General features: G+C 71.8%; 9 protein-coding genes. 2 read left to right on the forward strand and 7 right to left on the reverse strand.

What is annotated here, in order from left to right; all coding sequences use genetic code 11:
- The first annotated feature begins 19 nt into the window (after positions 1–19).
- Positions 20–3,787: a tetratricopeptide repeat protein gene (locus JGU66_10560; protein MBJ6761206.1), complete on the forward strand. Its 3,768-nt coding sequence runs from the start codon at positions 20–22 to the stop codon at positions 3,785–3,787.
- A 56-nt stretch (positions 3,788–3,843) separates the two neighbouring features.
- Here JGU66_10560 and JGU66_10565 read toward each other — a convergent pair whose 3' ends face one another.
- The 6 genes from JGU66_10565 to JGU66_10590 all read right to left on the reverse strand — a co-directional run bounded on the left by JGU66_10565 (position 3,844) and on the right by JGU66_10590 (position 10,176).
- On the reverse strand, positions 3,844–4,125 hold the full coding sequence (locus JGU66_10565; protein MBJ6761207.1) for a DUF2277 domain-containing protein: 282 nt from the start codon (positions 4,123–4,125) through the stop codon (positions 3,844–3,846).
- Between the two features lie 9 nt (positions 4,126–4,134).
- The gene (locus JGU66_10570; GenBank protein ID MBJ6761208.1) at positions 4,135–6,978 is read right to left on the reverse strand and encodes a CHAT domain-containing protein; all 2,844 of its coding nucleotides are present in this window, start codon (positions 6,976–6,978) and stop codon (positions 4,135–4,137) included.
- Positions 6,979–7,132: 154 nt separating this feature from the next.
- Positions 7,133–7,636 (reverse strand): hypothetical protein, encoded by a 504-nt coding sequence (locus JGU66_10575; GenBank protein ID MBJ6761209.1) that lies wholly within the window; start codon positions 7,634–7,636, stop codon positions 7,133–7,135.
- 26 nt (positions 7,637–7,662) lie between these two features.
- Positions 7,663–8,388: a hypothetical protein gene (locus tag JGU66_10580; GenBank protein ID MBJ6761210.1), complete on the reverse strand. Its 726-nt coding sequence runs from the start codon at positions 8,386–8,388 to the stop codon at positions 7,663–7,665.
- Positions 8,385–8,918, reverse strand: coding sequence for an RNA polymerase sigma factor (locus JGU66_10585; protein MBJ6761211.1), 534 nt, complete (start codon positions 8,916–8,918; stop codon positions 8,385–8,387). The genes JGU66_10580 and JGU66_10585 overlap by 4 nt, the downstream gene beginning before the upstream one ends.
- Before the next feature lie 133 nt (positions 8,919–9,051).
- Positions 9,052–10,176: an isoaspartyl peptidase/L-asparaginase gene (locus JGU66_10590; protein ID MBJ6761212.1), complete on the reverse strand. Its 1,125-nt coding sequence runs from the start codon at positions 10,174–10,176 to the stop codon at positions 9,052–9,054.
- Between the two features lie 267 nt (positions 10,177–10,443).
- On the opposite strand from JGU66_10590, the gene JGU66_10595 reads away from it, so the two are divergent.
- Entirely contained in the window at positions 10,444–11,112 is a 669-nt protein-coding gene (locus tag JGU66_10595) for a type 1 glutamine amidotransferase (protein ID MBJ6761213.1), read from the forward strand.
- Positions 11,113–11,115: 3 nt separating this feature from the next.
- Here the strand turns inward: JGU66_10595 and sufT are convergent, their stop codons facing one another.
- The gene (sufT, locus tag JGU66_10600) at positions 11,116–11,676 is read right to left on the reverse strand and encodes a putative Fe-S cluster assembly protein SufT (GenBank protein MBJ6761214.1); all 561 of its coding nucleotides are present in this window, start codon (positions 11,674–11,676) and stop codon (positions 11,116–11,118) included.
- Between the last annotated feature and the right edge of the window lie 14 nt (positions 11,677–11,690).

The following is an 11,690-nucleotide window of genomic DNA, read 5'->3' on the forward strand; positions in this document are numbered from 1 at the left end:
ACTATCCCTCGACACTCCTATGCGCACCCTCCACCGCGGACTCGCAGCGCTCGCTCTCGTCGCCGGACTGACCGGCTGCCCCAAGCCCACCGTCACGCCCCGCGTCCTGGAGGCCGCCGCCGAGCGCGCGCAGAGCGGCTCCCCCGAGGCGCGTACCCTGGCCTTTGCCGGCTTCCACGCGTACCTCGTGGCGGGAGACGCGGCGCTCGCCCAGCAGCGCTTCGACGCGGCGCTCGCCAAGGATCCAAACGACCCGTACGCGCTCCAGGGCCAGGCCCTGCTGGCCCGCCGCGCGGGACGCACGGCGCCGGCGCTGACGGCCTCGCTGGAGCTGGTGAAGCGCGCGCCGAGACACCCGCTCGCGGTGCCCGCCGCGCGCTACGCGCTGGACCTGGTGGGCACCGCGCCCGCGATGGATGACGCCATCCTGGAAGGCGTCGAGGCCGCGCTGGCCGCGGGCGTCCAGGGCGAGGCGGCGTACCTCCTGCGAGGCGCGCGCCTGTCCATCCACAACTTCCGCGGCGACACCGCGCGCCAGGCCCAGGACCTGAAGGACCTGGGCGGGGTGAGCGAGGCGACGGTGGTGGGGCCCTTCTCGCCCTTCCACATCCTGTCCTTCCGGGATCAGCTCCCCCCCGAGAAGGACGGCTCGCTCGCGGGCCCGTTCACCGGCGCGTTCGGCCCGCTGGCCACGCGCACCGTGCACGCGCCGGACGGGCGCCTGGACCTGGGCGGTGAGCCGGGCCATGGGGACATGTACGTGCTCGCGTTCGACGCCGAGGTCACCGAGCCAGGTGACTACGTGGTGCGCTCGGTGAGCCAGACGTCGCACCGGGTGCTGCTGGATGGCACGCCCGTGCTGGAGCGCCAGCGGTGGACGCGCGCGGCCTCCACCGTGACGGCGCGCGCGGTGTCGCTGAAGGCGGGCAAGCACCGCATCGTGACCAGCGTGTCGCGCGACGAGACCACGGGCGTCTTCACCTTCGCGCTGCTGCGCGCGGACGGGAAGCCCTCCACCATTCGCTACACCGCGGCCACGGGCGCGGCCCCGGCGTGGGGCGGCGGCGTGAGCACCACCGAGGCCCCGCTCCACTACGCCACCACGGAGGACCTCGCGGCCGCGCTGCGCGGTGAGGCCGGCGACACCCTGGCCACCTTCCTCGCCGTGCGCGACGGCATGGGCCGCGATGGCGACGGCTCGCGGCGGCTCATGGGCACGCTGCAGCCCACCTCGCCCGCGCTGCTCGCCTTGCGCGCGGAGCTCGCGTCGCAGGACCGCACCATCCCCGCGAAGGTGGCCCGTGGCCGCGCCACGCGCGACCTGGAGGCCGTGCTCGCCAAGGACCCGGGCAACGTGGCCGCGCAGCTCCTGCGCGCGGACCTCTTCCTGGATGAAGGCCAGGCGGCGCAGGCCCTGGAGGCACTGAAGGCCGCGCGCGACGCGGCGAAGCCCACGGGCTCCGCCGTGCACCTGATGCTGGCCCGCGCGGCGCTCGCGCTGGACGTGGATCCGCAGGCGGAGGTCGCGCTGGAAGCGGCCCTGGAGGCCCAGCCCGGCCTCTGTGACGCCGTGGCGCTCCAGTACAACCTCGCTCGCAAGCGCGACGCGGTGTCGCGCGCGGACGCGCTCATGAGCGCGCAGGAGAACTGCCCCGGCGCCCTCGCGCGGCAGGCGGACCATGCGCGCACCCGCGGAGAGCCGGAGGCCGCGGCCCAGGCCTACGCCACCATGCTGGCGCGGGACCCGGACAACGTCACCACCGGCGCCGCGCTCGCCAACGCGTACATCGGCCTGCGCCGCTTCGATGACGCCACCCGCGTGCTGCGCTCGCTCTTCGCCATCTGGCCGCGCAACAAGGAGCTGCTGGAGCGCCTGGCCGACGTGCGCGAGTACGCGGGCGACAAGGCCGAGGCCCTGACGCTGCGCGAGCAGGCGCTGATGCTGGACGGAAGCGACCTCACCCTGCGCCGAGCGGTCGAGCGCGCGAAGACGGGCAAGGAGCTGCTCCAGGCCCACGCCATCGACGGACGCGAGGCCATCCGCGCCTACGAGGCCGCACCCGTCACGGGCGGCAGCGCCGCGGCCTACGTCCTGGACGCGGCCGCCGTGCAGGCCTTCCCGGATGGCTCGCTGGTCAACCGCATCCACACCATCCAGAAGGCGCTGGAGCAGTCCGGCGTGCAGGAGATCGCCGAGGTCAACCTGCCTCGCGGCGCGCAGCTGCTCGCGCTGCGCACGCTGAAGGCGGACGGCCGCGTGCTGGAGCCGGAGAACATCGAGGGCAAGGACACCATGAGCCTGCCCGGCGTGCAGGTGGGCGACTACGTCGAGGTCGAGTACCTGCTGGCCGAGGGCGACCGTGGCCCCGCGCAGCCGGGCTTCGCCGCGTCCGCGTTCTATTTCCAGATCGCCAACCAGCCCAACGCGTGGTCCACGTACACGGTGGTGGCGCCCAAGGGCAGCAACCTGCGCGTCGACGCGCACAACATGAAGGCGTCGGAGCCGGTGGTGCAGGGAGACCAGGAGGTCTTCCACTACGACGCGCGCCGCGTGCCGCCCTTCATCCCCGAGCCGGACGCGCCGCCCTCTGGCAACGAGTACCTGCCGTTCGTCGTGGTGGGCACCGGGGCCACGGGCAATGACGGGCTCGTGCAGGTGTACGGCGACGCGTTCCAGGACCGCTGGCAGCGCACGGCCGAGGTGGAGGCCTTCGCGAAGCAGGCCACCGAGGGAAAGACGGGCATGGAGGCCGTCAAGGCGCTGCACGCGGCGGTGATGAAGCGCTTCTCCGGCCGCGACACGGGGCTGGGCCAGTCCGCGGCCTCCACGGTGGCGCAGGACCGCGGCAGCCGCCTCACGGTGCTGAAGGCGGGGCTGGACGCGCTGGGCATCCCCTCGCGCGTGGCCGCCGTGCGCACCTTCAACACGCCCCCCGCGCCGTACCTCTTCCCCAACGAGCAGCTCTTGCCCTACGCCGCGCTGCACGTGGAAGTCCCGGGCGAGGCGCCGGTATGGGTGGACACCTCGGTGCGCTTCGGCCCCTTCGGCGAGCTTCCCGAGACGGCCATGGGCGAGCGCGAGGCGTACCTGATGCCCGAGCCCGGCAAGGCGCAGCAGAAGGTCACCACGCCCGCGCTGAAGGAGCGGCCGGGCAAGCAGGTGAAGCTGGACCTGGAGCTGTCCACGGACGGGAAGCTCACGGGCAAGGGCGACGAGGTCTACACGGGCTTCGAGGCGGCGCAGATCGCCGAGGCCTTCGAGCAGCTCTCCGCCGAGAGCCGCAACCAGGCGCTCCAGGGCGCGGTGTCGCGCTACTTCGGGGGCGCGGAGCTGTCCTCGGTGAAGCTGGACCGAGCGACCGAGGTGGGCGCGCCGTTCGTGCTGCACTACGAGTTCACCGTGCCGCGCTTCGGCCGCGTGGAGGGTGACCAGAAGATGGTGCTGGGCGCGCTGACCTTCCCCGCGCTCCTGGGGCGTCGCTACGTCGAGCTGAGCTCGCGAGACACGCCGCTGTTCATCGACAGCATGGAGGCCAGCCGCACGCAGGTGACGCTGACCATGCCCCAGGGCTGGAAGCTGGCGGATCCGCAGGCGTCGCTGAAGGTGGACAGCGACTTCGGTCACTTCGCCCGCACGGAGAAGCAGGAGGGCCGCACGCTGACCCTCAACGAGTCGCTCCAGGTTCCGCGCAACCGCATCTCGCCGCGTGACTACGAGAAGTTCTCGGCCTTCGCCGGGGACGTGGACCTCATCCAGGTGCGCGAGATGTTCCTCGTGAAGCAGTAGCGCCCACGACGGCGCGGTCATCTTCGGGGCCACGGGCACTCGCCCGTGGCCCTTCGTCATTCCTGGGGACGCGCGCGCTCGGCCTTCTTGAAGCGCAGGCGCTTCATGGACTCGAAGCGGGCGCGGTCACGAGGCGGAGTCGTCGCCACGAGCCCCTCGAGCATGCGCTTGGAGCTGCGGTAGATCTCCTCCACGGCGACCTCGAAGGCGTCGGTGTTCTGCTTCGACGGATTGCGAGTCCCGGCGATCTTCCGGACGAACTGGAGCGCCGCCGCACGGATGTCCTCGTCCGTGGCGGGCGGCGCGAAGTTGAACAGGGGCTTGATGTTGCGGCACATGCCTTCACCCTAACGCCCTTCATCGCGGCCGACATGCCTCCAACGCCAGCCCAGCCCTAGCGCGCTCGCGAGAACCAGCACGCCCACGACCCAGGCCCACTCCAGGCCGGCCCATCCACGCGCTGCGCGAGGTGTCACCGCGGCCCATGCCCCGTCGCCCAGGACGACGACACCCGCCCAGGCAGCGGCCGGCAGTCCCGCCTCTTGGGCATCCAGTTGGGCAGCACGCAGCGCGGCGGCGGCGCTCTGCCCCGAGGCCAGATGCGCGTGAAAGCTCCGCATGAGCGAGGCCGTCTCGTCGTCGCGCAGCGGCCACAAGCTCGCCACGACCGCGCGCGCCCCCGCCTCGAAGAACGCGCGGGCCAGACTGAAGACCCCTTCGCCCGGGAGCGCCGCACCCGAGGCACTGCGGCAGCTCGACAACACCACCAACGCATCCGAGAGCCCGAGCGAGACAATCTCGCGAGGCTGCAACATGCCGTCCTCGTCCGGCCCTCCTGGAGCGAGCACGAGGGCCGAGCGCTCGGGGTCCTCGGGGTCGACCGCCGCGTGCGCCGCCACGTGAAGCAAGCGGATACCGTCTGAAGCCGCCGTCTGCACGGAAGCGTCCGTCCCCCCGTGGCCTGGGGATGTCGCAGGCCGCGGCCCACCCGATGACGGTGCGGAAGCCTTCGAGACGGGCACGGCGGCACCCTCGCCCGGCCGTGCAGGCGGGACGGTCGCGGCCTCCTTCAGTGCTCGCTCGGAGGCTTCGGTGCCCACCAACAGGCGCGGAGTGAGCGAGGAGTCCCGCAGGATCTCCTCCACCGCGTGCCCCTCCGCGCGGGCCTGAGGGAGCGCACCGAGCTTCGTCACCTCATCGAAGACGCCTTCACGCGTCTGCGTCACGCGCTGCGCGGTCATGGTGCCCGCGCCTCGCTCCGGATCCGCCAGCACCAGCGCCTGCCCTCCCGGTGTGGGCATGGACCGCTCGCGCCAGTAACGCCACAGGCTCGCGGAGGGAACCCGCGCGAGCTCGTATCGCGCCACGAGCGGCGGTCCGTCCGGATGCTCGCGAAGCATGGCGAAGGGCATGTCATGCAGGGGACCATCTGGCACGAGCAACAGCCTGCGCACGCCCGGCGGGAGGTCCGTCAACGCGGGCGCGAGCAACTGCGCATACAGCGCCGAAGCCAGTCCCCCTTCCGAGCCATCCCGCCGCTCGATGAGCCCCGAGAGCAGCGCCGCCGCGGAAGTCAACGTGGAGCGCTCCGGCAGCCGATAGGCACGAGTGCCCGCACGCGTCACGGACATGACCCACGCCCCTCCCGCGGGCTCGTTGAACACGTCCCGCTCCGCGCCCACGAGAAAGACGAGCAGGGCCTCATCCTCGGCGAGCGCATGCTCCGTCGCGTCGAGCGAGACAATCTCCGAGACCGCGCGCCGAGGCCGGGGCCGCAGGTCGAGTTCCTCACGCTCCAAGTCGCTCACCTCGCGACGCGCCGCCTCACGAGCCTCCGCGGAGAGCGACGTCTCCAGCAGCTGCCGCTGCACCGCCACCAATCGACGCATGACCGCCGCGCGGGCCGGCGCCGTGTCCTGTCGCTCCGGCAGCGCTCGCGCCGACGCCAGCGCATCCAGCAACGTCCTCGCGCGCAGCCGCTCGCTGATCTGAAACGCCCGGGAGAGCGCCTCACGCGGAGGCACCCGGGGCGTCGGAGCTGTCCCGGCCTCCAGCATCAGCCCCGCGAGTCGATGGTAGTCCCCTACCCAACGCGCGAAGAGCTCCGCCTGACTGAAGGCGTCACCTTGCAGCTCGCGAAGCGCCTCGATGGCCCCCAGGAGGTGCTCGGCCTCGTCGAGCGCTTGGGGAAGCGGTCGGCCCCGCAACGCCACCGTGGCCCGCGCCCGCCACGCCGAGAGCACATAGAACGCACGGCCATGGTCGAGCGCCTGCCGGAGCGCCTCATCCGCTTCGCGCTCGGCGGCCACGGGATTCTCCCGAGCCATCCGCTCCGCACGCGTCCAGAGACAGGCGATGCGACGCTCGGGCTGGGACAGCTCATCTGCCAACGCCAGACAGCGCTGAAGACAGGCCTCCGCCTCGACCTTCGCGTCCGGAGTGTCGCCCAGAAGCTCGGCGATGAGCCGCAGCGCCTGGGCCTCGAAGACCTTGCTCCCCGCGGCTTCCGCGGCGCGAAGGGCCTCGCTCGCGAGCCCCAAGACCTCCGCCCGCACCCCAGGCTGCGGGTCCGTCTCTCCTCGGTACATCGCGAGGTTCGCGAGATCGAACCGCACCCGTGCCTCCGTCGCGGGCTCGCGGGTCGCGCGCGCGAGCTCCGCCAATCGGAGATAGACCTCGCTCGCCTCGTCCAGTCGCCCGAGCCGTTCGCTCACCCTGCCCAGCGCGGTGAGGCACTGCTTCTTCAAGCCGTCACTGCCCGAGGGGAACGTCAGCGCCTCCGCCTGCTTGAGCAGACGCCACGCATGCCCCAGGTCCCGCCCCGCGTCGGACAGCGCGGACGCCTCCAGGATGAGCGCACGCGCGCGAAGCTGAGGAACCCCGGACGCATTCGCGACCTCGCTCACCCGGAGTTCCCATTCCTTGGCCTCCTCCGTCCGTCCCTGCAGCGAGAGCACGTTGCGCAGGTTGATGCCCGCGAGCACCTCCCCTTCCGCGTCGTGCTGGGAACGGAAGCCCAAGGCCGCGCGGCGGTACGAGGACTCGGCGACCTTCGGCGTGGCCAGCACCTCCACATGACCGAGGACCAACGACAACCACGGCCGCTCGGGATGACGCGGGATGAGGGACGTGAGGCGACGCCGAGCCTCCTCGCGCCCCTCGGCGCCCTGCGCGTTGCGGTAGAAGCACATCGCGGAGTCGGAGTCCTCCGGATGCGCGAGGAAGCGCGCCTCGCACTCGGCCAGCGCCGAGGGCGCATCGGCCCATGCCACACCCCGCCCGGCCACTCCCGTCACGAGGACGAGGAGGGCCGCATGGAAAAGGACCTGTCGCGCTTCGGGCACATCAGATTGTGAACGCGAGCTGCCAGTACTCGCAATCCGTCACCGGCTCAGGAGTCCCCCCGGTCTCCTCGCGCGTCGGAACAGGACAGACGCGGTGCGGTGAGGTGAGAGTCCCAGGTCCCGACCAGCGCTCGAAGGTCAGGACCGGAGCGGCGAGCTGAATCGTCCCCACCGGGACGAACACCTGCGCACGCACCCCGTCCGCCGTCGCGGCCCGGTGGCGCAGCCGCAGTGGCGTGCTCGCGCTCACCCACCCGGACGACTCCGCGAGCACCGCCCCCGCGCTGTCCACCAGCCGCACCGTCACCAGGACGCTCGCGTTGGTCCGCACGCCGGTCTCCACCAGCGAGGCCACCACCGAGTCCCCCGCGCTGCCCTCCAAGGGCCGTGTCCGCACGCTCACGAAAGGCCCCGAGGTCTGCGCGAACGCGCTCGCACTCATCAACAGCCCCACGCTCAGGACAAACGCCCCCCAACCACTGCTCCACTTGCCTCGTGCCGCCATGGTCTCCCCCTCTGTGAAACACCGACTCAGTCGAGCCGGTTCATGAACGTCGCGCCGCGCCACACGCGGCCATCGGGCAGGTGCGCTTCCACCTGCCAGAACACACGGGCCCCCGACGGCAGGGGCGCGAGCACCTCCGCCGGAACCCGATACACATTGCGCTCCAGCCGCTCCACGCGGTGCACCACGCGCAGGTCCTCCGAGGAGAACCGCACGCTCCAACGCGTCCCCTCCGGCCCGCCCCGCCAACGCAAGACACAGTCAGCCCGAGCGAGCACCGCCCCTTCGCTCAACTCCGACACCACCGTGGCCGTCTCGGCGCCGCGATACGTGCCGGACCCCTCATCCACGCGCGTCACCCACAACCCCGCGAGCCCCACCACGAGCATGGCCGCCATCGCGCTCCACAGCGGCCGACGCATGACGAAGCGGGTGCGTCCCTCGCGCGCTCCCGGCTCTCGGGCACGAGCCGCCGTGCGCTCCCCCAGCGCGGAGTCCATCGGCGTGGCACTCGCCGCCGCCACCGACAGGGCATGCGCGAGCCGCCACGCCTGCGCCCAGGAGGGGTCCGCCGCGACACGCTCGAGCACCTCCGCGCGCTGCGCGGGCGTGGAGGCCCCCGTCACCACGAGCCAGATGCGCTCGGCCTCCTCGGAAGTGGGCACGACTCCCTCACCGGACTGGAATGCGGCGCGAAGCCGCGCGAGCGCGGCGCCATCGAGGACTGCGTCGTCGGGCGACTGCTCGCTCATGGTTCGATTCCCTTCTTGGAGAGGCACGCACGCAGCGCGCTCATGCCTCGGTAGACGAGGTTCTCCGTCCGCTTGTCCTCCCACCCCAGGAGCGCGGCGGCCTCGGGGACGCTGTGTCCCTGCAAGTGGAGCGTCACCGCCTGCCTGCGGTCGGTCACCAACCGGGACAGGCAGTCGCGCACGGCCCGACCAATCTGCGAGGCCCCCGCGGAGCGCTCGGGGTTATCCGGCGCCTCCGGCTGGGGTGCACCTGTCTCCAGGTCCTCGAGCGCCACCTCGCGCCGACGACTCTGCCGCCGCAGCTCGTCAATCAACGCGGTGTAGGCCACGCGGTACAGATAGGCCTGGGACAGCTGTGCGCGGTCCGGCTCGCGCCGCTGCAGCTCCACCACGCGAATCATCGCGGACTGGAGCAGGTCCTCTCGCCAGGCCCGCTGCGTCCCCGGACACACACTGGCCACCGCCCGTTCCAGGTCTCGCCGCAGCGCCTCGAGCCCTGGCTCTGGGACCACCGCCAGGGGCACGGCCATGCCATGTCTCGGTTCCACGTCGAGGACCTCCCTCACAACCCCATCAACGTGGCTCGCGATTATTTCCCCTCACCCTCCCCCGCGAAAATCTCCGGGCCCCGCTGTCCCACATCAGAGCCGAGGCGGCGCGCGGTCACTCCTGGAAGATGGCCACGTGCGGCACGCCATCCTCGCCGATGACGCCCCGGTACATGCCGCTGGAGTTGAAGGGCAGGGTCACGTTGCCCTGGCTGTCCATGGCGATGACCCCGCCCTCGCCGCCCGCCTTCACCAGCACGTCGTTGACGACGACGTGGGCGGCCTCGGCCAGCGGCAGGCCCTGGTACTCGACGCGCGCGCAGATGTCGCGCGCCACGGTGTAGCGGATGAAGAACTCACCATGCCCCGTGGCGGACACCGCGCAGCGCGGATCCGCGTAGGTGCCCGCGCCAATGACAGGCGAGTCGCCCACCCGTCCGAACCGCTTGTTCGTCATGCCGCCCGTGGACGTTCCCGCCGCCAGATTGCCCGAGGCATCGAGCGCCACCGCGCCCACCGTTCCGAACTTGTGGTCCCCCGTCACCGGATCCATCCCGGCCGGCAGCGACGACGAAGGAGATGTGCCCGGAGGCGCCGCTTGCTGCGTCTCGCGCTCCTTCTCCAGCGCGCGCTGAAGCGACTGCCAGCGCTCCTCCGTGTAGAAGTACTTCGGATCCACCCACTCCATGCCCTGCGCGCGCGCGAAGGCCTCCGCGCCATCGCCCACCATCATCACGTGCGGCGACTTCTCCATCACCAGCCGCGCCAGGTCGATGGGATTGCGGATGTGACGCACGCCCGCCACCGCGCCCGCGGCCCGCGTGCGCCCATCCATGATGGCGGCGTCCAGCTCGTTCACGCCATCGTGGTTGAAGACCGCGCCCTTGCCCGCGTTGAAGTACGGCGAGTCCTCCATCACATGAATCGCGGCGCTCACCGCATCCAGGCTGCTGCCGCCCCGAGCCAGCACGGCATGCCCCGCCTGCAGTGACTGAGCGAGCGCGGCACGCACCGCCGCCTCACGCTCGGGGGACAGGTTCTCGCGCGAAATCACGCCCGCGCCGCCGTGGATGACGAGCCCCCACTTCGGCTTCGGCCGGGGCGTCGCCTCATCGTGCGCCATCGCCTCGTCTCGCCGCGCGGAGACGGACCGCGTGCTGGCGGCGCAGCCCAGGGTGAGCATCACCAGCGAGGCAGCCACCAGGTGGCTCCAGGAACCAGACGAGAGTGAAGCAAGCATGCGAAGGGCCTCCAAGGCAGCCAGCGGCCGAGCCTCGGCGGACAGGAGCCGGAGCGAAGCCGCGCACGAGCCCGGTCGGTAGCACGCCCGCCCCACGCGGGACAACGCCACCTCGTCACAGCGCGCCCTCGACTGGACGCTGCCACGCCAGGGCGCGGGCAGGGGCTGGTCAGCGCAGCGCGGTGCGGTTCCCCTCGGCGCGCGCCATCCCCATCGTCTCGGACAGCAATGGGTCGTGCGACCACGCCCACCCCGAGGGAGGCCGCGATGAAGAAGCTGTCAGGGATGCGAGTGGCCGTGCTGGCGGCCGAGGGCTTCGAGCAAGCCGAGCTGACGCGGCCCGTCAGGAAGCTGGAGCACGAGGGCGCGACGGTGACGCTCGTCTCGCTCAAGCCCGGCGCGGTGCAAGGAATGGCGCGCCACGCCCCGGGTCGAGCCAGGCACGTGGACGCGACGCTGCGCGAAGCGAAGGCAGCGGACTTCGACGCGCTGGTGCTACCGGGCGGATTCTTGAGTCCGGACCTGCTGCGCCAGAACGCGCTCGCCTTGGACTTCGTGCGCGACGCGGACACGCTGGACCTGCCCATGGCCATCATCTGCCACGCGCCGTGGGTGCTCGTGTCCGCGGGGCTGGTGGAGGGACGCCGACTGACGTCGTGGCCCGGCATCCGCGACGACGTGCACAACGCGGGCGGCCTCTGGGTCGACGAGCCGGTGGTGCGCGACGGCAACTGGGTCACCAGCCGGGACCCTCACGACCTCGCGGCCCTGGAGCGCGCGATGGTGGACCTCTTCGCCGAGCACAGGGAGCGCAGGCCCGAGGTCGCCGACCGCGAGCCCTCACCCCCGAAGAAGCGCTGGCCCAAGTTCTTCGCGGGCGTCCTGGCCACGGCGGCGCTCGGTCTCACCGCGCGCCGTCTGGCCGCCGCGCGCTGACGCTCACATCCACCCGAGCTGGAGCCGCGCGACATCCGTCATGCGGCTCTGGTCCCAGGGCGGCTCCCACACCAGCTCCACCTGGGCCTCCTTCACGCCCGGCAGCGCGGACACCTTCGAGCGGACGTCCTCCACGAGCACCTGCCCCATGCCGCAGCCGGGCGCGGTGACCGTCATGTGGATGTCCACCCGCTGGCCACCTTCGGGCAGGGGCGTGGCCTTGCACACGTACACCAGGCCCAGCTCCACGATGTTCACCGGAATCTCCGGGTCGAACACGGTGCGCAGCTGCTCCCAGACCTTCTCCTCGCTGAACTCCTCCGCCGCAGCGTCCGACGCCGGAGCGCCCGCTTCGGGGACCTTCGCCGCGAAGTCCGCGCCCAGCGCGGAGGTGTCCTTCTCGTTGATGCGGAAGAGCTGACCGTAAGGGTCCTGAACGGTGACATTCCCGCCCAGCGTCTGCATCACCCGCAGCTCCGCGCCCGCGGGCAGCGACACCTTGTCCCCACTGGGGATGAGCATCGCGTCCACGTCGCGCTCGAGCACCGTCATCATGCCTCGCATGTCCGCCTCTCCTT

It is taken from the genome of Myxococcaceae bacterium JPH2 (assembly GCA_016458225.1).
GTDB lineage: Bacteria > Myxococcota > Myxococcia > Myxococcales > Myxococcaceae > Citreicoccus.

What these genes read in the sequence shown, in the direction of transcription:
- JGU66_10560 (MBJ6761206.1), top strand. Translation starts at nt 20, where the DNA reads ATGCGCACCCTCCACCGCGGACTCGCAGCGCTCGCTCTCGTCGCCGGA.
- JGU66_10575 (MBJ6761209.1), bottom strand. Translation starts at nt 7,636, where the DNA reads ATGGCGGCACGAGGCAAGTGGAGCAGTGGTTGGGGGGCGTTTGTCCTG.
- JGU66_10590 (MBJ6761212.1), bottom strand. Translation starts at nt 10,176, where the DNA reads ATGCTTGCTTCACTCTCGTCTGGTTCCTGGAGCCACCTGGTGGCTGCC.
- JGU66_10565 (MBJ6761207.1), bottom strand. Translation starts at nt 4,125, where the DNA reads ATGTGCCGCAACATCAAGCCCCTGTTCAACTTCGCGCCGCCCGCCACG.
- sufT (MBJ6761214.1), bottom strand. Translation starts at nt 11,676, where the DNA reads ATGCGAGGCATGATGACGGTGCTCGAGCGCGACGTGGACGCGATGCTC.
- JGU66_10585 (MBJ6761211.1), bottom strand. Translation starts at nt 8,918, where the DNA reads ATGGCCGTGCCCCTGGCGGTGGTCCCAGAGCCAGGGCTCGAGGCGCTG.
- JGU66_10595 (MBJ6761213.1), top strand. Translation starts at nt 10,444, where the DNA reads ATGAAGAAGCTGTCAGGGATGCGAGTGGCCGTGCTGGCGGCCGAGGGC.
- JGU66_10570 (MBJ6761208.1), bottom strand. Translation starts at nt 6,978, where the DNA reads ATGTGCTTCTACCGCAACGCGCAGGGCGCCGAGGGGCGCGAGGAGGCT.
- JGU66_10580 (MBJ6761210.1), bottom strand. Translation starts at nt 8,388, where the DNA reads ATGAGCGAGCAGTCGCCCGACGACGCAGTCCTCGATGGCGCCGCGCTC.